At 33.8% G+C, this 22,272-nt stretch carries 21 protein-coding genes; 13 read left to right on the plus strand and 8 right to left on the minus strand.

Features of this window, described 5'->3' with window-relative positions; all coding sequences use genetic code 11:
* The 9 genes from CCAND38_RS07820 to CCAND38_RS07860 form a co-directional block, all read left to right on the plus strand.
* Nucleotides 1-673, plus strand: a 673-nt coding sequence (locus CCAND38_RS07820; protein ID WP_042344708.1) for a DALR domain-containing protein, incomplete at its 5' end; no start/stop codon positions are given.
* Nucleotides 674-1,551: 878 nt separating this feature from the next.
* Entirely contained in the window at nt 1,552-2,376 is an 825-nt protein-coding gene (locus tag CCAND38_RS07825) for a purine-nucleoside phosphorylase (RefSeq protein ID WP_042007921.1), read from the plus strand.
* 128 nt (nt 2,377-2,504) lie between these two features.
* Nucleotides 2,505-3,911 (plus strand): TlpA family protein disulfide reductase, encoded by a 1,407-nt coding sequence (locus tag CCAND38_RS07830; RefSeq protein WP_231550019.1) that lies wholly within the window; start codon nt 2,505-2,507, stop codon nt 3,909-3,911.
* A gap of 63 nt (nt 3,912-3,974) precedes the next feature.
* On the plus strand, nt 3,975-4,403 hold the full coding sequence (locus CCAND38_RS07835; RefSeq protein ID WP_042344709.1) for a DUF2147 domain-containing protein: 429 nt from the start codon (nt 3,975-3,977) through the stop codon (nt 4,401-4,403).
* A 6-nt stretch (nt 4,404-4,409) separates the two neighbouring features.
* Nucleotides 4,410-5,511 (plus strand): peptide chain release factor 2 gene (prfB, locus tag CCAND38_RS07840; RefSeq protein ID WP_119652647.1). Its coding sequence is split into 2 segments (ribosomal slippage): nt 4,410-4,472 and nt 4,474-5,511, totalling 1,101 coding nucleotides; the frame shifts between segments, so codons are not numbered across the junction.
* Nucleotides 5,512-5,700: 189 nt separating this feature from the next.
* On the plus strand, nt 5,701-6,117 hold the full coding sequence (locus tag CCAND38_RS07845; protein WP_042344710.1) for a DUF2750 domain-containing protein: 417 nt from the start codon (nt 5,701-5,703) through the stop codon (nt 6,115-6,117).
* Between the two features lie 151 nt (nt 6,118-6,268).
* Nucleotides 6,269-7,147 carry a bifunctional methylenetetrahydrofolate dehydrogenase/methenyltetrahydrofolate cyclohydrolase FolD gene (gene folD, locus CCAND38_RS07850; RefSeq protein ID WP_042007929.1) on the plus strand — a complete coding sequence of 293 codons (879 nt, stop codon included), beginning with the start codon at nt 6,269-6,271 and terminating at the stop codon, nt 7,145-7,147.
* An 11-nt stretch (nt 7,148-7,158) separates the two neighbouring features.
* The gene (locus CCAND38_RS07855; protein ID WP_042007930.1) at nt 7,159-7,671 is read left to right on the plus strand and encodes an IS1096 element passenger TnpR family protein; all 513 of its coding nucleotides are present in this window, start codon (nt 7,159-7,161) and stop codon (nt 7,669-7,671) included.
* Between the two features lie 99 nt (nt 7,672-7,770).
* Nucleotides 7,771-8,829 (plus strand): nucleoid-associated protein, encoded by a 1,059-nt coding sequence (locus CCAND38_RS07860; protein ID WP_042344711.1) that lies wholly within the window; start codon nt 7,771-7,773, stop codon nt 8,827-8,829.
* A gap of 62 nt (nt 8,830-8,891) precedes the next feature.
* Here CCAND38_RS07860 and CCAND38_RS07865 read toward each other — a convergent pair whose 3' ends face one another.
* The 8 genes from CCAND38_RS07865 to CCAND38_RS07895 form a co-directional block, all read right to left on the minus strand.
* Nucleotides 8,892-9,281, minus strand: coding sequence for a hypothetical protein (locus CCAND38_RS07865; RefSeq protein WP_052458196.1), 390 nt, complete (start codon nt 9,279-9,281; stop codon nt 8,892-8,894).
* 61 nt (nt 9,282-9,342) lie between these two features.
* Nucleotides 9,343-9,579 (minus strand): hypothetical protein, encoded by a 237-nt coding sequence (locus CCAND38_RS11385; RefSeq protein ID WP_052458198.1) that lies wholly within the window; start codon nt 9,577-9,579, stop codon nt 9,343-9,345.
* 80 nt (nt 9,580-9,659) lie between these two features.
* Nucleotides 9,660-10,523: a sigma-70 family RNA polymerase sigma factor gene (locus CCAND38_RS07870; protein WP_042007932.1), complete on the minus strand. Its 864-nt coding sequence runs from the start codon at nt 10,521-10,523 to the stop codon at nt 9,660-9,662.
* 103 nt (nt 10,524-10,626) lie between these two features.
* Nucleotides 10,627-11,262 carry a ribonuclease H1 domain-containing protein gene (locus CCAND38_RS07875; RefSeq protein ID WP_042344712.1) on the minus strand — a complete coding sequence of 212 codons (636 nt, stop codon included), beginning with the start codon at nt 11,260-11,262 and terminating at the stop codon, nt 10,627-10,629.
* Between the two features lie 31 nt (nt 11,263-11,293).
* Nucleotides 11,294-12,004, minus strand: coding sequence for a class I SAM-dependent methyltransferase (locus tag CCAND38_RS07880; protein ID WP_042344723.1), 711 nt, complete (start codon nt 12,002-12,004; stop codon nt 11,294-11,296).
* 100 nt (nt 12,005-12,104) lie between these two features.
* Nucleotides 12,105-12,773: a DUF2461 domain-containing protein gene (locus tag CCAND38_RS07885; protein WP_042344713.1), complete on the minus strand. Its 669-nt coding sequence runs from the start codon at nt 12,771-12,773 to the stop codon at nt 12,105-12,107.
* A gap of 81 nt (nt 12,774-12,854) precedes the next feature.
* The gene (locus CCAND38_RS07890; protein ID WP_042344714.1) at nt 12,855-15,596 is read right to left on the minus strand and encodes a PD-(D/E)XK nuclease family protein; all 2,742 of its coding nucleotides are present in this window, start codon (nt 15,594-15,596) and stop codon (nt 12,855-12,857) included.
* A 52-nt stretch (nt 15,597-15,648) separates the two neighbouring features.
* Complete coding sequence (locus CCAND38_RS07895; protein ID WP_042344724.1) at nt 15,649-16,611, minus strand: KpsF/GutQ family sugar-phosphate isomerase; 963 nt, start codon at nt 16,609-16,611, stop codon at nt 15,649-15,651.
* Between the two features lie 86 nt (nt 16,612-16,697).
* Between CCAND38_RS07895 and recQ the strand changes: the two genes are divergently transcribed.
* The 4 genes from recQ to CCAND38_RS07915 all read left to right on the plus strand — a co-directional run bounded on the left by recQ (nt 16,698) and on the right by CCAND38_RS07915 (nt 22,227).
* Nucleotides 16,698-18,887, plus strand: a complete 2,190-nt coding sequence (gene recQ, locus CCAND38_RS07900) for a DNA helicase RecQ (RefSeq protein ID WP_042344715.1) — start codon at nt 16,698-16,700, stop codon at nt 18,885-18,887.
* A 180-nt stretch (nt 18,888-19,067) separates the two neighbouring features.
* The gene (locus tag CCAND38_RS07905; protein ID WP_042344716.1) at nt 19,068-19,817 is read left to right on the plus strand and encodes a glycosyltransferase family 2 protein; all 750 of its coding nucleotides are present in this window, start codon (nt 19,068-19,070) and stop codon (nt 19,815-19,817) included.
* Entirely contained in the window at nt 19,792-21,192 is a 1,401-nt protein-coding gene (locus tag CCAND38_RS07910) for an O-antigen ligase family protein (protein ID WP_052458199.1), read from the plus strand. Before CCAND38_RS07905 ends, CCAND38_RS07910 begins: the two co-directional genes overlap by 26 nt.
* Nucleotides 21,193-21,198: 6 nt before the next feature.
* Complete coding sequence (locus CCAND38_RS07915; RefSeq protein ID WP_042344717.1) at nt 21,199-22,227, plus strand: WaaS/CpsH family glycosyltransferase; 1,029 nt, start codon at nt 21,199-21,201, stop codon at nt 22,225-22,227.
* The last annotated feature ends 45 nt before the right edge of the window (nt 22,228-22,272 follow it).

Genomic DNA, 22,272 nt, shown 5'->3' on the forward strand with positions numbered 1-22,272 from the left:
CCCCGTACGCTATTGGCTACACGCCAATATGCTGACAATGAACGGGCAACGAATGAGCAAATCCACAGGAAATTACATTTTACCAATGCAGCTTATTTCAGGAGAAAATGACTTCTTCGAGAAACCCTTTAAGCCTTCGGTGGTGCGTTTCTGCTTTATGCAAGCCCATTACCGCAGCGTTTTGGATATTTCCAACGAGGCAATGCTCGCAGCCGAAAAGGGCTTTAACCGACTTATGGAGGCGGGGAAAATCCTTTCGTCCTTGCCAGTTTCGAAAAACTCTTCGTTCGATGTACAAAATTGGAAGCAGCAATGCTACAACGCAATGAATGATGACTTCAATAGCCCCATACTCATTGCTCAACTCTTTGAGGGCGTTCGCATTATAAACTTAGTGAAAGACGGCAAAGAAACCCTAACCGAAGCCGACCTTCGTGAGTTGGAAGCCTCTTTCAACGCCTTTGTTTTTGAGGTATTGGGACTAAAAGACGAACAACAAGCCACTGAAAACAATGATAAATTGGACGGCGTAATGCAGATGCTCATTCAGATGCGTATGGAAGCTCGTGCTAATAAAGACTGGACGTTGTCCGACAAAATCCGCGACGAACTGAAAGCCATCGGTATTCAACTCAAAGACGGAAAAGACGGAACGACGTATAGTTTGGAGTAAACAACATTGACAATAGGCTCAAAATAATCGTTCCATCACATGGTAAGTTTCAAAATGAGGCTACCTAATTACTAAAAAAGAAAACTACCTAAGGAAAAACCTTGTTCCTTGGTAGTTTTTATTTAGGAAATTACTAAAATTTTCGTGTTGGTTCTACGGAAAAGATACTGTATTTTTTGTACTCTTATCCTATTTTGAAGTATCGTAAACAAAAACTCAAGATTTGGTACGCCTTACTAAAAATTCAATATTGTAGATTTCGCTAAAAAATAACTTTCATACAATCAAATTTGAAGAGAAACAACAAATAAAAATAGGCTGTCTTCCCGACTGCCTATTTAATTTAGAGAGATGATAAAGCCCTCATACAGAGGGATATTTTAACGGATATTTTAGTTATCGAAAAAAATACTGTAAACCTACTCTTTCTTCACCTAAACTTTATCCGGTCTATTACTATTTTGTATAACAGAATTTTCAGACTTTTTTACTGTCTATCCTCCTAACGGATAACAAAATAAATGTTTTTTTTTGATATAAGCAAATTTTTTTCTTACTTTTATTTATTTGTTGTAAAAAAAACAATTTGTGACACATAAAATATTGATTTACAAAGAGTTAATTATTTTATGAAAAAAAAACACTTTCTTCACCATCTTATATTTCTAATAAAAACTTCACTCTTTTACTTTCCTGAATACTACGGCTTTATCCTTGTGCTACTTCTGTAGGAATGTGATGAAACACACAAAAAACAAACAATATGATCAATCCTATTCTTAGCGAATTTTCAAGCAAAAATTTGAGATAGTTGCATCAAATTTATTTGTTTAAATGCTTATTTTTTAGTATATTTGCCAATAAAAGATTAATTTACTATGGATATTTACGAAAAAATAAATGAAACGGCACGTATCATTCAATCGTATATTTCGGAACATACGCCTGAGTTTGCGATTATTTTAGGATCTGGTCTGAGCCGTTTGGAAAACGAAGTGGAGGTGATTTCTGAAATCAAATATTCAAACATTCCGAATTTTCCAAAATCAACAGTAAGTGGGCATAAAGGTAAGCTCATTTACGGGAAAATAGAAGGACGCTATGTTTTGATGATGGCAGGCAGAGCTCACTACTACGAGGGCTATTCGATGCAAGAGGTAACTTTCCCCATTCGAATTTTTAAGCAGTTAGGAATTAATCGGCTTATTGTATCGAATGCATCGGGAGGAGTGAATCCTAATTTTGAGATTGGCGATGTGATGATTATTCGCGATCACATTAACATGTTCCCCGAACATCCGTTACGAGGCAAGAACTTGGATCAGTTTGGAACACGTTTCCCTGATATGAGTAAACCATACTCGTCCGCAATGATTACCGAATTAGAGAATATAGCCAAAGAAAACAACATCAAGGTTCAAAAAGGAGTGTATGTTGGTTTGCAAGGTCCTTCTTTTGAAACACCTGCTGAATACGGTATGGTACGTATCTTAGGAGGCGACGCCGTTGGAATGAGTACGGTACCTGAAGTTATTGTAGCTCGACATCAGAACATGGAAGTGTGTGCACTTTCTGTAATCACTGATTTGGGAGGGCCAGAAATAGCTCCAAACGTGTCGCATGAAGAAGTTCTAAATGCTGCAAACAAAGCAATGCCAAACGTAATTTTATTGGTGAAAAACCTTATAAAACGATACCGATAATCAGAGAACTTGCCTGAGAAAGCTGTCTGAATAATGTTTTCAGACAGCTTTTTTGTTTTAACTACTTCTTAACAGAGTTCTATTTTATTTTTCTTACCTTTGCCTCAGAGATGATGATAAATGTGGTGATGAATCGAATAATATACTTTCTTTTTTTGATACTTTTGGTATCTTGTCATAACACTGAAAACCAGCAGTTAACCTACATAAAAGGCTTCTTACCTAACACTAAAGAAAAGGTGGTTGTTCTCTATGAAAATGACAAAGCTATTGACTCCATAACGCTTGATGAAAACAAAAAGTTTTTACTTGAAATGGATATTAAGGAAGAAACTTTGTACAATATTGAGATAGATCATCAGTATGTTTATGTCTACGTAGAGCCTAAAGATAGCTTAGTTTTTACGGGGAATATTTCTAACCTATCTGAAAGCTTATCCTTTTCAGGAAAAGGTGCTAATATCAATAATTTTATGCTTTCTCAATGGATTGAGAATGAAAAGGTAACTGCTTTTATCAAAAGAAATAATACTCTTGAACCAACCGAATTTAAGAAAAAAATAGATTCTATCTACGAACAAAAACTGCAACATTATCAACTTTTTGTAGAAGAAAACCCTTCATTGTCTAAAAATGCAAAAAAAATTGCATTGGTAAGTGCTACTTATCCTTTATTTCGTGAAGTGGAATCTTATCCTTTTATCTATCAACGAAATAGCAATAACTCGGTAGCAAACTCATTGCCCAAAGATTTTTACAATCACCGCGATTTTATTGAGTTTGACAACAGCTCATTGGAATATTACCGTCCCTATTACAGCTATATGGTGATGTTAATCAACAATTTAACTTTTAAAAAATACAATCTGACACACAACGCTCCCGATATTAACAAAGACGAAGAGTTTCACTTGAAAAAAATACAAATCATAGACAGTCTTTTCCCTTCAGGAATGATGCGCGATAATCTGTACAGAAATGCCGCGTATGCTTATATTTTTAACATACAGAATAAACAGGATTGTCAATGCTATATGGAAGAATTTTACAAATACAATGAAAAAAACATTCATAAAGCAGAGTTAGAACAAGTGTTCATCCGAACAATTGATCTACAAAAAGGACGCACTCCACCTGAATTTGAAATCATCGACTTGGACGGAAATTACTACAAATTATCAAATATTGTTCGACCTAAAGTGACCGTCGTTTATTTCTGGTCTGTAAACCAAAGAGAAATGTCAAACCTTATTTTCAACAGAATTTTACAATTGAAGGAATTATTCCCCAATGTGGAATTTATCGGCATTGATGTTGGACAAAATGTTTCTGAATGGTGTAATACGGTATTCACATCTTCAAATCGATTAGTAGGACAGCAATTCCATTCTACAAACTTCGATGATTTATCTCGAAAATTATTAATAAACAATATTAGTAAAACACTGATAATTAGTGAGGATTACAGCATCATATCTGCTTTCGAAAACATATTCAGTCCAAACGTGGAGCGATTTTTAGTCTTAGGAGAGTAAATCTATTCCGTAAATACTATTTTTTTCATATATTTGTCCCAACAACTAAAAACACAATTGTATATGAAACGAATAGTATTTTCTTTTGTAGTTGTTTTATTACATACGGTAATGCTTCAAGCGCAAAGCATTATGGGCAAGTGGAAAACAATTGATGATGAAACAGGAAATGAAAAGTCAATTGTTGAAATATTCGAGGAAAACGGAAAAGTTTACGGAAAAATTATTGAACTTTTCGAAGAGAAAAACAAAAATGCAATTTGTTCCAACTGTTTAGGTATCAATAAAAATAAACCTTATTTGGGATTGATTATTATCAATGACCTAAAAAAAGATGGTAATGAGTGGAATGGAGGAACTATTCTGGATCCAAAAACAGGTAAAGAATATAAATGCTTGATTGCATTAGAAAGTACTAACAGACTGAAAGTTAGGGGATATGTTGGCTTTTCCCTCATTGGAAGAACCCAATATTGGCAACGTATAAAATAAAGAATAATGACAAATACAGAACAAGTTAAGGATTTAGTGAATCGCCTGGGTGCGTTAAGGAGGTATCTTTGACGTAGATGGTAAACGCATCGAAATTGCGAATGAAGAAGAAAAAACATTCGCCCCCAATTTTTGGGACAACCCAAAGGAAGCTGAAAAAATAATCAAAGAACTTCGATCTAAAAAAAAATGGGTAGAGGATTATGAGGAGTCAGAATCATTAACCTCCGAGTTGGAGATTCTCTTAGAATTTCAAAAAGAAGGAATTGCCTCTGCTGATGAAGTAGATGAGCAGTACGCTAAAGCACTACATCATATTGAAAATTTGGAATTCCGGAATATGCTTTCTGATGAAGGTGACTCCATGAGTGCGGTTTTGCAAATCACTGCAGGAGCTGGAGGTACAGAGAGTTGTGACTGGGCTTCAATGCTATTGCGCATGTACACAATGTGGTGTAACAATCAGAAATACAGTGTAAAAACTTTAAACTTTCAAGAAGGGGATGTCGCTGGAATTAAAACAGTCACCATTGAAATTGAGGGAGAGTATGCTTTTGGGTATTTAAAAGGAGAAAATGGTGTACATCGATTGGTGCGTATTTCCCCTTTTGATAGCAATGCAAAACGACACACTTCGTTTGCTTCGGTATATGTGTATCCATTGGCAGATGATACTATCGAAATAGAAATAAACCCTTCGGATATCAGTTTTGAGACAATGCGTTCGAGTGGAGCGGGTGGACAAAATGTGAACAAAGTAGAAACCGCTGTTCGATTGCGACACCATCCCACTGGAATTATCATTGAAAATTCCGAAACGCGCAGTCAATTGGACAATAAAAACAAAGCTTTACAACTCTTAAAATCACAGCTTTACGAAATTGAATTAAAAAAACGCCAAGCAAAACGTGATGAAATCGAAGCAGGAAAAATGAAAATTGAATGGGGATCACAAATACGAAACTATGTGATGCATCCTTACAAATTGGTAAAGGACGTACGCACTGCTCACGAGTCTACGGATGTTGATAGTGTCATGAATGGAGAAATAGACGCTTTTTTAAAGGCTTATTTGATGTTGATGGGACAATCGGAAGAATCTAATTAGTTGGCGACGGAGTTAATTTGTATGTATTCTGAAAAATATCAAAGAGTTTTATTAAAAGAGAACTCTTGTAAATACAAACTACAGGAGAAGAAATAGAACTGAAAATGAAGTTACATTCTGTAATTTATCTAAAAAATCAATTGTAAAAAGTTTTATAACTTGAAAGTTTTTAAAAATTAGAACGAAAGAATGTATAAAAATTTTATAGAACAAATCGTTAAAAATCAGGTCGTTTTCACCTTAAAGAATAAAAAAGAGGTTGCTGTATGTCCCTCTGCGGAGTTTTTTGTTGAGGAAACGGGTGAGGCGATTGCTGTTTTCCCATTTTGGTCAGAAGAAACGATGGCTAAAAGTTGTCAAGAAGACGAATGGAGCGATTATCAAATAGAAAAAATTAAACTATCCGAATTCATGGAATTTTGGTGTTTGGGAATGTATGAAGATAGCGTTGCTGTAGGGATTAATTTTGACGCTAATTTGTCTGGAGCCGAAGAAACCCCAGACCAATTGTTAAAGGACATTATCAAAGAGATAGAAAGAACGAATACACAAATAAAATTTCAAAATTTTGTATCGTTAAATCAATTACGAAATTTTTTCTTATAGTACAAAAAATAGCGATTTATATCAATATAAAAACAAAAAGGTTGTACGAAAAGTTGAATACTTATTAGTTTGAACCTACAAAAATCTTGAAGTAATTCATAGATTTACACATGTTCCTTTCGTACACTTACTATACCAAATATACAATGTTATGAAATTATTAGACGGAAAAAAAACATCAGAACAAATCAAGCAAGAAATTGCTGAAGAAGTAAAACAAATCAAAGCTAAAGGTGGTAAAGTTCCTCATTTAGCAGCGATTTTGGTAGGCAACGATGGTGCGAGTTTAACGTATGTTGGAAGCAAAGTTAAAGCTTGTGAGCAAGTCGGTTTTGAATCTACTCTAATAACCCTTCCTGCAGAAATCACTGAGGTGGAGTTATTACAAAAAATCAACGAATTAAACAAAAATCCTGAAATTGACGGATATATCGTTCAGTTACCATTACCGAAACACATCGACAGTCAAAAAATATTGTTAGCCGTTGACCCTGAGAAAGATGTTGATGGATTTCACCCTGCAAACTTCGGAAAAATAGCTTTAGATATGGAGGCTTTCATCCCTGCGACACCTTTTGGAATTATGGAACTACTCAAACGCTACAACGTAGAAACCAAAGGAAAGCATGTGGTAGTGGTTGGACGTTCACACATTGTTGGTCGTCCAATGAGTATTTTGCTTAGTCAAAAAGGAAATCCAGGAAATGCAACTGTTACTCTAACGCATAGTTATACTCCTAATATCAAGGAAATTACAAAACAAGCTGACATTATTGTAATGGCATTAGGCATTCCTGAATTTTTAAAAGGAGATATGGTTAAAGAGGGCGTGACTGTTATTGATGTAGGAATTACTCGCCTTGAAGATGCAAACGCTCCAAAAGGGTATCGTATTGTAGGAGATGTTGATTTTGAACAAGTTAAAGACAAGGCGGACTACATTACCCCAGTTCCAGGAGGTGTAGGCCCAATGACAATTGCTATGTTATTGAAAAACACGCTTTTAGCAAGAAAATGGAAGGATAAATAATTAATAAACGAATGATATATAAATTTAGAATTATACTTGATGTAAAAGAAGATGTTTTTCGAGACATCGCCATTGAAGGAGATGCCACACTGGAGGATCTTCACAACATTATCGTGCAGTCTTTTGGATTTGCAGGAGATGAGATGGCTTCGTTTTACTTGACTGATGAGGACTGGAATCAAGGTGAAGAAATTACTCTTTTTGACCTTTCAGAAAGCGGAGAAATTCGTCTGATGGAGGAAACCTCTATTGATTCTGTAGTGAGCGAAGAAGAACCTAAGTTACTCTATGTATATGACTTTTTCTCAATGTGGACATTCTTCGTAGAACTGGTTGAAATTGCGGATGAGTATGAAAATGGAGTGTCATATCCTGCATTGCTTTTCTCTCATGGAACAATTCCTGCAGAAGCTCCTGAAAAATTATTTGAAGCTGAGAATTTTAATGAATTCGATGATGAATTCAACGATTTTGATATGGATGAGGAGGATTATGAAAACTTCAGAGAGGAAGATTATTATTGATCATTGCTTCTAAACTAAAAAATAAAGCAATATTTAGCTATTTTATAACCAAATATTAATCAAAAAATCTGTTTTGTTTCAGAAAAGTATTAAAAATTTATGCTAAATCTTTACACCACTCACATTGACAGCCTTTCTATACATCGCGTTGGAAATCAAAGCAAAAATGAACCGCTATTTTTATCGGAACAACCTTATTCATTGAATGACGAAATCATCGGGTTATTAAAGGAATATTTTTTCAAGCCTTTCCGTGAGAAAGAGGAAAATTACTTCCGATTTTCACATGAAGCGGACGTGGAATTTAATGAATTGTTCCAACTTGTATCCAAAATTTTTGACAATGAAAATACAATACACCAAGTATCTAAAGAGATAGCTCAGCATTTATACAGACAATCAAGTCATCCGCATATTAAAAGCGGTGAGTTGTATGTATCTTTACTACATGACATCTATCTGGATAACCAAAAGGTAACCGCTGTTGGGATTTTCAAATCGGAGATGAAACATAGCTTTTTACAGTTTGAAGAAAATCAGAACCAATTGGATATTATTATCCAAGAGGGGGTAAATATCCACAAGTTGGATAAAGGTTGTATCATTTTCAACGTCAACAAAGAGGAAGGATATAAGGTACTTTCGGTGGATAGCAATCGTTATGACACCAAGTATTGGCTGGAAAATTTCTTAGGGGTAGATGCTCTTATCGATGAAAATTTTTACACCAAAAAATATTTGAAATTCAGCCAAGATTTTGCTAAAGATGTAATACTACCTGCCGAAGACAAGCAACAAGAGGTACTTTTCATGAATAGAGCCATCAACTATTTCGCAAAAAATGACGAGTTTGAAGAAACTGCTTTTATGAACGAAGTTCTTGACAATCCTGAGTTTATACCCGAATTTAAACATTATAAGGTGGAAAAAGGACCAAAATACAATATCGAAGACGTATCCAACTTTCCTATTGCGAATAAAGCCGTTACAGAAGCACGGAAAAAAATTAAAAACGTAATTGATCTGGATACCAACATTCAAATTCGTATGGATTTTGTGAATCCTGAATCGGCTGAAAGGTTTATCGAAAAGGGCTGGGACGAGGAAAAACAAATGTATTACTATTTGGTTTATTTTAATAAGGAGCAGAAAAATTAATTACAAACAAAGGTTATACGAGAATTCTGTATAACCTTTGTTTAATTTCATAAAATATTTTTTCAATCTGTTGATGAAGCAACAATGCCTATATAGATATTTTGAATTGGGTTGTAAACGGTATAAAAAAACGTTCTCCACCATTCTTTTCCTGCATCAAAAAAATTGGAAGTATCATCACTCCATTGATAAATTTCCAGTCTTTCTATATCTGTGAACAAAGTTTGACAGAAATCTAAAAAGTAACTTCCTTTCTCAAAAATATTTTTCCCTACTTGAAGAGAATGTGGCGGATTCAAAACCGCATAAGCAAAACCATCAGGTAAGTGAGTAAAAGTTTTAACGATATTTTCACTCGATTCTACAGTGTCATGAAAAAAATAATTATTTAAGAAATACTTTTGACCTCTTACAAGTAATTTTTGCGTGGTTATGTCATATTGCCTTCCCATGAACTCAGCTGGAGTTATTGGGCTCCCTGAATGCTCAAGTCTTTGTAAATCAATCGTAATTTCAAAAAAAATCAGAGCGTTGCCCTCCTTTTTCTAAAGCCTTTTTTTCGTAATACACATCTGATTCTTTCTTAACTTCCAAAAGAGTATGCCGAGCTACTTCCAAATGTTTTTTGTATTTCGAATAAGTAGGCATATCCACCAAAAAGATCTTGCAGATCACTACCCCAACAGTATGTAAGTGTTTTGTTTTCTGAGTCAAAATAGAATCCGTTATAAGTTGAATATCTGCATCCATTATTTTCTTTTTTATTAATTTTGAGGAAAATAAAAAACCAAGTAGATATGTATTTCATTACTTGGCTTTCTATTGTTTTATTATCCTAAATATGTTTTTAATATTTTACTTCTTGAAGTATGTTTGAGTCGCCGTATAGCTTTTTCTTTAATTTGTCGTACACGTTCTCGGGTGAGTTCAAAGGTTTCACCAATTTCTTCCAAAGTCATTGCATGTTGGTCTCCCAAACCAAAATAAAGACGAATAACATCTGCCTCACGAGGTGTTAATGTTTCCAATGCGCGTTCAATTTCGGTACGTAACGAATCCAAAATAAGCTCTCTATCCGGATTTGGAGACTCATTGCTTCGCAATACATCGTACAAATTTGAGTCCTCCCCTTCAACCAAAGGAGCATCCATAGAAATGTGGCGACCTGCATTTTTCATTGATTCTTTCACATCATTCACCGACATATCCAATTCTTTGGCAATTTCCTCAGCCGATGGCACTCGCTCATGAGCTTGTTCCAAATAGGCATACATCTTATTGATTTTATTTATAGACCCTATCTTGTTCAACGGTAATCGAACGATTCTGGACTGCTCTGCCAAGGCTTGTAATATAGATTGACGAATCCACCAAACGGCATAGGAAATAAATTTAAAACCACGTGTTTCATCAAAACGTTGCGCTGCTTTAATGAGTCCCAAATTTCCCTCGTTAATCAAATCGGGAAGTGTAAGCCCTTGATTTTGATATTGTTTAGCTACAGAAACAACAAAACGCAAGTTTGCTTTGGTCAGTTTCTCCAAAGCAATTGTATCGCCTGCTTTAATGCGCTGTGCCAACTCTACTTCTTCATCGGCTGTAATCAAATCTACTTTTCCAATTTCTTGAAGATATTTATCAAGAGAGGCTGTCTCTCTATTGGTTACCTGCTTGGTGATTTTTAACTGTCTCATTTTGATTAGGGTTTAAAAAAACATATCCATTTACTTCGTTATACGTAACTTCTTTTCAATAAGTTACAACTTTAACTAACTTTAACTTTCGTATACTCCTACCCTAGCCTTTTCTTCCAAAATCAGCAGGAATTTCTCCCCAAAATTTAGTTTCCCATTTCAGGATAGGATTTAGATAGGTATTTTGTTCCAACCAACATTCAGCTCGATCAATAAGTTCAAAAATCTTTTCATTTTTTGGAGTTTCTTTGAGTTTTGTTTTACATTTTTTTTGGTGAATCCATTTAATTGCTATCTGACTATCAGTGTAGATAGGCATTGTTTGATTATTTTTCTTCATCAATGCCAATGCGTGAACTATAGCGAGGAATTCTCCAATATTGTTAGTTCCGTCTTCCATTGGTGGCAATCTAAAAATTTCTTCTTTTGTAGCTGTATGAACTCCTCGGTATTCCATCACTCCTGGATTGCCACTACAGGCAGCATCCACTGAAATGGAAGGAAGTTTCGGCTTTCCAACATTTGCCATCGCTACCTGGGATACAGTTGATTTTGCCAATGTACTTTTCTTATACACTTGATACCCCATAAGAAAGGCTTGTTGAGCTAACTCTTTGGTTACAAATCCTTTATATTTAGCTTTTGGATAGTTCTCTACCGCTTTTTTACATTTATCCCATGAAGAAAAAATACCCTTCTCTCTACCTTCCCAAACTACATAAAATTTATTTTTCGACATATTACTTCTCTCTTAAATCTCAGTGTATGAATCATAATTTCCTACAAATTGGTAATATTTCATCTTTCACAATGCGATATTTTTCAATTTCGGACATACTCAATCGTTGGGCGTATCTATTTTCCTCAACCTGAAAACCAATTTTTCGCAACGTATCAAAATAATCTATGCCATAGATTCGAACATGGTCATACTGCCCAAAAATACGTGTACGTTCAACAGGATCCGTAATGCTATCATCCTGAAATGTAAGAGTTCTGTTTACATCCAACGGAATCTGAAAAATTCCCATTCCCCCTTTTTTCATTATTCTAAACAATTCATTCATAGCCTTTATGTCATCAGGAATATGCTCCAAAACATGATTACACAAAACCAAATCAAACGAATTGTCTTCAAAAGGTAAATTGCATAAATCTGCTTTCACATCAGCAAGAGGCGAGTACAAATCAGTAGTTACATAATCCCAATGTGGATTTTTTTTAAATCGTCTATAAAAAGCTTGTTCAGGAGCTACATGCAAAACTCTGATTTTCTGCTCTAAAAGATTTGTTTCATTGGTCAAATAGAGCCACAACAACCGATGTCGCTCCAATGAAAGTGTTGATGGCGAGAGCACATTAGGTCGCTGAATGCCGTAACCATAAGGTAAAAATTTACGAAATCTTTTACCGTCGATAGGATCTTTGTACCGATTGCCTCGATACCATAAACTCAAAAAAGGACGTACCCAATAACTCATTTTGATGAGCCACGGACGAGGAATTGTATTTAATATCCAAGAAATCAAAATAGTAGTTTTTTTAAATCTCTAACAAAATTATAAAAGATATTGGTTTTCACTATAAGACACTTTCTCCATTCAAATCAGTGGTTAACACTTCACTCATATAGTCAAACCACGGACGCATTGCCAAAAAAGTATCTATTACTTCGTTTAAAAAATATTCATTTTCAACATCTTCATCTGAAAAATTTCGTTTTACCACCCAATGTTTCATCCTAATAAGATCAATTGCTGGGAGGTCTTTCTCAAAACCTTTGGGAGCTGTTTTTAGAGTGTCAAAAGCTTGAATATTACCAAAATATTTTTGAAACTTCATGTCTGCTATTATTTCACGAATGGGTTGGTCATCCATCTCAAATTCCTTACGAATGCGAAAAGTATCTTCTTTATTCGGATTCCAAAATCCACCTCCTACAAATGAGTTATTAGGCTCTATATGAATATAATAACCACCTCTAAGTTCAGGCTTTCTTCGAGTAAATGAAGCTCCAAAATTAGTTTTATAAGGTGATTTATCTTTTGAAAAACGTACATCTTTGTAAATTCGGAAAATATGCATATCCGTAATGTCATCATGCTGTCGCAATCGTTGTAAAATCTCTTGAAAAAAGATTTTATTATCCTTAGCAATAGCATCGTATTCCGATTTATGTTCAGCAAACCACTCTCGATTGTTATTCCTTGATAAATCTTTTAAAAATTGTATTTTAACATTTTCATTCATTTAATTTTCAGTTTTTTATATTCTAATTTCATATGACCTACGATTGTATTTGCTACCAAACTGTAAAATTCAGCTTTTGCCCTACTCTTTTTCTGTAAAAGGAATTGATATATCGAAAATCTCAGCTAATAAAGCTTCTGTATATTCTTTGTAACTGTCTAATATAAAAGAGTTTATATTATAATCTTTCACATATGTTCTTCCTACTTTTTCTTTAGTATGGAACTTTATCAACCCCATATTGAGCCTTTTAAAAGAGATATTTCCTACAATCATACATTCCTGATAACCAAAACGTTGCTGATACATGTATGCATAACTCAATAACTGAAATGCTTTGCTATACTTGAAATCAGTTACTAGCAAATGCCAATCAGCAATTCCTACAGCGTTTTCTTCTACTATACCTGTCTTATAATCAATAATATGCAACACGCCATCACGCATATCAATACGGTCAATAATTCCTTTTATATAAACAGGGAAAGGTAATTTATCACTCACAAAAGGCACTCTGATTTTTTCTTCCAAATGCAAAACAACCAATTCGGTACCTTTCTCAACTTCTTGCTGTTCAAGATCTAAAAACCGTTTCAAATAACTATGTATTACATTGAAAATCAATAAGTTTTTACCTAATTTAAAATCTTCATTTTTGTAATATTTGACGAATTTCTCTTCGATTAGAGCCTCCAATTTCGATTGCATTTCAATATAATGATGCTGTTTAAGAGGTGTATTTAAAAAAGGGTTGTACAGCGTTTCTAAAACTTCGTGAACAATATCCCCAAAAGTTCGAGCTTCAATAGTTTCTTCTACATCACGCTCTTCATAAACTTGCAGTACATTTTGTTGGTAAAATACTCGTGGGTTTAATATATAATTTGTTATAGCTGAAGGAGATAACCCTTTATCAGCCATTTCCCTCAACCGCTGAAAAACAGCTTCAGTTTTCGGTATCTGTAACATAGAACCTTTTGCGGGATACACCTCAGGAGCCTTCACCTGATATTGAATCCTGTGGTTAGGATTCCTTTCTGACAACAATTGCAGGATAAATCGGCTTTTTTCTTTACTTTTCAAACTACCATTTTCAGTGTCATAAATTAAATATATGTTTTTGGCACTCTGTAACATACGATAAAAATTATAACTATAAATAGCATCCTTATCTTTGTAGGTAGGCATCTCTAAATGAAATTTTACGTCATAAGGAATTAAGGAATTCCCACTCTTTCCCATTGGCATAACCCCTTCATTTACAGATGTTATTATAATATTATCGAAATCCAAACTACGACTTTCCAATACCCCCATCACTTGTAAACCTTCCAATGGTTCTCCTTCAAAATTTAAGGAACTTTTTTGCAATATGTCCAAATAGAAATGATACAAGGTTTTTACAGAATCTATATAGCCATATTTCCCTTGTAAAGTCTGTAACTGATTGAATAACTGATAAAAACGATAGGCGTATTCCAAACCAAGTATATTCTCATTCTTATCAGATTCTACAGCTTTCTTAATTCTGTATATTATATTTAAAGCACTGTTTATCAAATCAGTAACATAATCATCGGTTTTCTCTGGAAAAAGAACTTCCATAATTTCCTTGTCTTCATCAGGAGTGATTTCCATTAATTTTGCTTTCGACAAATATGTCAGATTTTTTTCCTTGATATGTTGAATAATTTTAGAAATTCCTTTGCCTGAAAACACTTCTTGAAGAAATGGTTGTGTAAGTAGATGTAATACATCTCTGTAACGGTAACTTTTCGATAGGTGTAGCCTGAAAAAAGCAACAAACAAATCATTCAACGGTGTTTGTTGCAAGGGGTATCCCATCGTTACGTTCACTGGAATATCCGAACTAATAGACTGTAGTACAGGGATTAATAAATGTTCATCTCCAATGACTAAAGCTGTTCGTTCCATATTACTGTGAGGTATTTCTCGTAGTAATCCAGCTACCGTATGAGCCTGATTAACACTCTTAGGAACTCCTATAATTTCAATATTTTTAGACTCTTCATAACTGCTAGTGAGCCATTTAAACTCTTTCTTTCTTTGATTATAATACCTCCAGTTGTTCTTATATTTACGAATGAAATATCCTGCATCATGGTGAACATTATCCATGAAGTACTTGTCTATGTCCCAATATATCTCAGATTCGGTATCCATTAAAATGGATTGGACTACTTGCTGTTCTGCTTTTGAAAGAGCATTAAATCCAACGAAAATATGTATTTTATGGCTGTTTTCTTGTATGTATTTAGGTAATTTTTCGACTGCTTTTTTTGCAACAAAACCTGCATATCCGTGATTTCTATCGTTTAATTTTTCATTAAAAGCGAAATAATAATCGCCAAGTGTATTCCAAAAATCCAAATATTTTTGTTGCATTTCGGTTTGTTTTTCAAAACCAGACCAATGTTCTGCTTCTTTCAAAGCATGAATATATGGGAAAATTTTCTCGGATTGTACCAAATAATGGTCAATATCACTAAAATCTTTCAATAGTATTTGTCCCCACCCTATAAAGGTTTCAAAATCATCGAGAGTTGTTTGACAGGTATTTCGGTATGTTTCATAAAGCTCAAACAAAAGTTGCTGATTACCAACCTCTTGAACTCCTGAAATTTGCTGTAACAATTCAGCAATACTGATAAATTCTGGAGCTATTGAGACCTTTGTGGTTTGTTCAGCAAAATATTTTTTTAGAAATAATGCCGGACGCTTACCAGATGTGACGAAAATAATTCGCTCTGTCACTGTTGCATATTGCTCCAAAACATCAGTAATTACATTTTTTAAAAACATAGTTCCGTTGTAGTTAATTAAAATACATCAAAATAGTTCGAATTTATCAAACCTAAATGATTCCCTCTTGAATCAGATTATGTAAATGCACTACACCTATATATATATTACCTTCCGTAACTAACAATTGTGTGATTTTATTGGACTCCATAATCTCAAGAGCATCAATGGCTAAAGTATCAGCTTGAATTGTTTTTGGATTCAAAGTCATGACATCCTGAGCTGTAAGTCCGCTTACCGTATCAGTTTTGCTGAGCATTCGGCGTATATCCCCATCGGTAACTATTCCCATAATTCGCTCATTTTCAACAACTGCAGTGACACCTAACATTTTTTCGGATATTTCAACAATCACTTTTTTGATGTCAGTAGTTGGTGACACCTGCGGTTTTTGATTGTTAACCACAATATCGGATACTTTCAAATAGAGTCGTTTGCCTAAAGCTCCACCAGGATGATATTTAGCAAAATCACTACTACCAAAGTTTTTCATTTTTAATAAACATACAGCCAAAGCATCTCCTAAAACCAATTGAGCAGTGGTACTAGTTGTAGGAGCCAAATTGTTCGGACACGCCTCTTTTTCAACATGAGCATACAAAATAGCATCTGCTTGTTGAGCTAAAATGGAAGTTTTATTTGAAGTAATCGCTATGAGTTTATTTTTCCCTCGCTTAAGCAAAGGTACAAGCACTTTGATTTCGGGTGTATTTCCACTTTTTGAAATACATATAACCACGTCATCCTCCTGAATGATTCCCAGGTCACCATGAATGGCATCGGCAGCATGCATGAATATGGCGGGAGTTCCTGTTGAGTTCATTGTTGCTACAATTTTACTGGCAATAATAGCACTTTTACCTATTCCTGTAACAACAACCCGTCCCTTTGATTTTAATATATAATCGACCGATTTTACAAAATTTTCATCTACAAAATCATATAATTTTAGAATAGATTTCGCCTCTTCTTCAATTGTTACTCGAGCGATTTCAATAATTTTATCTGTATCCATTAATTTTTTTCGTTTTTTTATTGTCAATTAAAAAAAAAGTTGTACTTTTATGTTTGCAAAGTTAGATAAAATATAGATACGATTAAATGGAATTAGCTAAAAATGATTTACAGAGTGCTCTAAAGCATTATTTTGGGTTTGATAGTTTTAAAGGACATCAACAAGAAATAATACAAAGTGTCATCAACAAAGAAAATACTTTCGTTATTATGCCCACCGGTGGTGGGAAATCTTTGTGTTATCAACTTCCTGCCTTGGTTTTAGAAGGTACAGCTATCGTAATTTCTCCTTTGATTGCATTGATGAAAAACCAAGTAGATGCCATTCGTGGAGTTTCGTCGACCGATAGTGTGGCTCACGTTCTAAATTCATCTTTAACAAAAGGCGAAATCCGAGAAGTTATGGACGACATCAGTAGCAAAAAAACTAAATTACTTTATGTTGCTCCAGAATCATTAATCAAAGACGAATATGCTAACTTCTTAAAAACCATACCAATATCTTTTGTTGCCGTGGACGAGGCTCATTGTATCTCAGAATGGGGACATGATTTCAGACCTGAATATAGAAACATACGAACCATCATTGACCGTTTAGGAAATGGCATCCCTGTAGTAGCTCTGACAGCCACCGCAACACCTAAAGTTCAGGAAGATATCTTGAAAAACTTGGGTATGTCCGAGGCAAATGTGTTTAAATCATCTTTCAACCGACCCAATTTATATTACGAAGTACGCCCAAAAACCAAAAATGTAGATACGGATATCATACGTTTTGTAAAACAAAACAGTAAAAAATCGGGAATTATTTACTGTTTAAGCAGAAAAAAAGTGGAAGAACTGGCTCAAATGTTACAAGTAAATGGCATTACCGCTGTTCCATATCACGCAGGATTAGATGCTAAAACACGAGCGAAACATCAGGACATGTTTTTAATGGAAGAAGTAGAAGTAGTCGTAGCAACCATCGCCTTCGGTATGGGAATCGACAAACCTGATGTTCGTTTTGTAATTCATCATGACATTCCGAAAAGCATCGAAAGTTACTACCAAGAAACGGGACGTGCGGGACGTGATGGGGGCGAAGGGCATTGCTTAGCTTTTTATTCCTACAAAGATGTTGAAAAATTAGAAAAATTTATGGTCGGTAAACCCATTGCTGAACAAGAAATTGGACAGGCTTTGCTGCAAGATATCGTTGCTTATGCCGAAACCTCAAGCTCAAGACGTAAATTCATACTCCATTATTTTGGGGAAGAATTTGACGAAGTAAATGGTGAAGGTGCTAATATGGATGATAACGTCCGCTATCCAAAGACTAAAATTGAGGCCAAAGATGATGTGGTTAAATTACTAAATATTATCCTTTCTACCAAACAAAAATTCAAGGCTAAAGAATTGGTTAATGTCCTAGTTGGGAAAGTAAGCGCATTGATTAAATCTCATAAAATTGATGAACAGGCATTCTTTGGTATTGGAAAAGAAAAAGATGATCTCTACTGGATGGCTTTATTGCGACAGGTTATGGTTAATGGACTTATATACAAGGATATAGAAAGCTATGGAGTCATGTTTGTCACTGAAAAAGGAAAAGATTTTTTAAAAAACGTTCCTTCATTTATGATGACAGAAGACCATGTTTACGAGGAAGAACCTGAGGAAAATAACAATTCGAGTAGCGGAGTAGCTGACGAAGTGCTTCTGGGTATGCTCAAAGATTTACGCAAAAAAGTAGCTAAGAAGAAAGGAGTACCTCCTTTTGTAGTGTTCCAAGATCCTTCGTTAGAGGATATGGCGTTGAAATACCCTATCACAATCTCAGAACTTACTAACGTTCACGGTGTTGGAGATGGAAAAGCCAAAAAATACGGTGCTGAATTTGTAGAACTTATCGCCAGATATGTCGATGATAACGACATCTTACGAGCTGATGACCTGATCGTTCGTACAACAGGTTCCAATTCATCGCTAAAACTGTATATCATCCAAAATGTTGACCGAAAACTACCATTACCCGACATTGCAAAGGCAAAGGGCTTGGAGATGGACGAATTCCTGAAAGAATTAGAACAAATCGTTTACAGTGGCACGAAACTGGACATCAACTATTGGGTTGACGAAATCTTTGATGAAGAACAGCAAGAAGAGTTGCACGACTATTTCATGGAGGCGGAATCGGATAAAATTTCGATCGCATCGAAAGAATTTGACGGTGATTATGAAGATGACGAACTACGAATCTATCGAATTAAATTTATTAGTGAAGTAGCCAATTAGTTCAGGCATGTGATTAACCCTCAATGTCGAATTACAAAAGCTATCATAAAGTTTTTTTGATGTAATTTTGCTAAAAGTTCCTGAAACTCGATATTTTTAAATTCAAATACAAAATATTTCACGGAACTTTTTACTTTTTAAAAAGATTACACAAATCCAATTTATAAAACTAAAAGCTGAATGAAAATATCAGTAGTTATTAACACATACAATGCTGAAAAACACTTACAAGCAGTTCTTGAAACTGTAAAAGATTTTGATGAAATTGTAGTTTGTGATATGTATAGTACGGACAAAACTATCGATATCGCAACAAAATATAATTGTAAAATTGTTTATCACCAAAACACAGGTTATGCTGAACCTGCTCGGAATTTTGCTATTGGTCAAGCTAAAAACGAATGGATTTTGGTAATTGATGCTGATGAAACTGTTCCTCCTAAATTAAAGGAATATTTATACAATATCATTGAAATGCCAGATTTAGGAGGGGTTTATATTCCGTTTAAAAATTATTTCATAAACAAGTGGATAAGATCGGCTTATCCTGACTATAAGTTACGCTTCTTTCGCAAAGAAGGTGCTTTTTGGCCACCTGAAGTTCATTCAACCGTAAAGGTACAAGGAAAAATTATAAAAGTACCAAGAAACCAAACTAATTTAGCTTCAGAACATTTAGCAAATGATTCGATAACGACCATTTTACAAAAAAACAACACATATAGTACAGCCGAGATAGTACGCAAAAAAGATAAAAAAATAACTTGGTTTTTACTAATATGTTCTCCCTTATTTTGGTTTATTAAATTTTATTTTATTAAAAAAGGATTTTTAGACGGAAAAAGAGGATTTATATTTGCCGTACTGAAATCACAATATAAATTTTCATGCTTAGCAAAAGTATATGAATATCAAAAAAATAACGAGTAAAGTAACATCAAACAACTTTGCTCTTTACACAAATGTTTTTCTGCTGTTAGGAGCTTTTATTTATTATTTTATTCCTTCAGAATTTAATTTATATGCATCAGAAAAGACGTTAAATATTTTTTTTAAAATAGCTTTAGTAGGTATTGTGCTTGTTACTTTTGCAGATATTTGGCTCAAAAGAAAGGTTTTATTTAAAAATATTGATAAAATAAGAGTTTTTTTCTTGCTGTTTGCTTCGACTATTGTAATGATTTACCCTTACAAACACAAAATGGTCTTAGGTTTGAGCATTGTTCTTTTCTCATTAATGTTAGTATATGGACTCCACAAAAGACAATACATTGGATTTCACATTATTATGAAATCGTTGCTTATTTTTATTCTTTTTGTCTTTGCAAGTATTTTTTGGGCGACCAACACATCTGAAGCATTTAAACACATTGATTATTTTGTGCTATTTTTAGCTGTTCCATTGTTAAGTTGTTTTTACCGATGGAAAAAAGAAGAGATTTATATATTCATTTATCCTGTATTCACAGCCTTCCTAAGTCTACTTTCTTTAAATGTAATAGCTTATGTGTGTTTAGTGAAATATCACCAAAAACCTCTTTTTTCTTTTTTATCTTTTTCAAAAAGCTACTTAGCTCCTGCCACAAATCACTATGAAATTCTCAGATGGAGCGAGACCTTCCATCAAAGCATCATCGGTTGGGGGCTTTTCATTGTAGGAGTTTTAGGCTATTGGCTGTACAAAGAAAAAAAACAAAAACTCATTTCTATAGAACACATTAGCTTATACGCTGTTTTACTCGCTTGTGTTTCTTTTATGATACAAGCACGTGTAGCAATGATTGGTATTGTCTTTTTTACAGGATTATTCATTTGGGTTGAATTAGTGAAAAAAATTAATTCCCGAGGACGAATTTTTATTTACACAACCATAATCACCATTTTAGGAATATTGGGTTGTTATTGGATTTTTACTGAAACTCCTTATTTTAACGATGAGATAAGGCATACTATGAACAATGCTGCTATACAATTCTTCCCACAACATTTTTGGATAGGGGGTGGTGCTAACTATGAAATTGAAGTAATACAAAGCGTCAATTATGAATTTAATAAACTCCATAATATATTTTTGTCAGCAATGGTAAATCAAGGAATCATTGGCTTAATTTTGTTGTTATTATTTCATTTTTATGCAATATACACAGGGATTAAGTACGAGCATTTACTCGGAATATACGTCTTTCTAGCCTTTCTAATTTTTAATTTAACCGAAGACGTTTTAGGGTATCCCATCTGCGGGTTATTCTTCTTATTTACTTTAATCCCATTTGAAAAGGAACAAATAAATCAAATTCAAAAATAGATAAATATGACAAACAAAACCATCATTTTCGGAGCTCCTGCTGATTTTTTCAATCAGAAAATCATCGATAATTTGATTTTTTTAGGTTTTGAGGTTATAGATGTATCTATTTCTCTAAACTATAAATACAGTTCATTAAAAGATAGATTAAAAAATACTTTTAGAAAGGCATTTTTTAATGACAATTCTCACAAAAAAAGAGTCCGTTTTGCTTTAATTGAACAAGAAATAAATGAAAAAATTAACACTTTACATAGAAAAGCCGATTATGTGCTTTTGATTCGTCCAGATATCTACCCAGAACATTTTTTGCAAAATCTGAAAACCAAATCCAAAAAAATGGTTGCTTATCAATGGGACGGATTAAATGTTTTTCCCGATGTAAGAAAAGTGGTAAAATATTTTGATCGATTTTTTATTTTTGATCCTAAGGACGTTGCAGAATCTTTTTTACCTACAACTAATTTCTATTTTGATATTCCAGAACAATCTTTGGAAGTTCCAAAAGATGAAAAACGAATATTTTTTATTGGTACTTGGAAAAAAGAACGTATGAAGCCGACTGAAAAAATTGTCGCAAAAATCAAAAAAAATTACATTCCTGACATTTCTTTATATACTACAAAAAAAAGTGTTTTAAGAAAGTATAAGAACTCACTTGTAAACATAACTGATAAAAAAATATCGTTAGAAGATAATCATAAAAAGATTCGTGAATCAGCTGTTTTAGTTGATATACTAAACACGGTGCATAATGGTTTATCATTCCGAGTGTTTGAATCGATAAAGTATAAAAAAAAGCTTATCACGAATAATTCGCATATAAAGAAGTATGATTTCTTTGATAAAAACAACATACTTGTTATAGAAAAAGATTCTGATTATGAGCTAATACCTTCATTTTTAGAATTACCATATCTTGATTTACCACAAGTCATATATGAAAAATATGCTTTTACAAATTGGATAAAATATGTCTTAGATATACCTACATATCAGCCTATTGAATTACCTAAAGCAAATAAATTACCTTAAAAACCTGCTTTTTATAAAAAAACAACCCTATCTATAACAAAAATT

The organism is Capnocytophaga canis, assembly GCF_000827555.1.
GTDB classification, from domain to species: Bacteria; Bacteroidota; Bacteroidia; order Flavobacteriales; family Flavobacteriaceae; genus Capnocytophaga; species Capnocytophaga canis.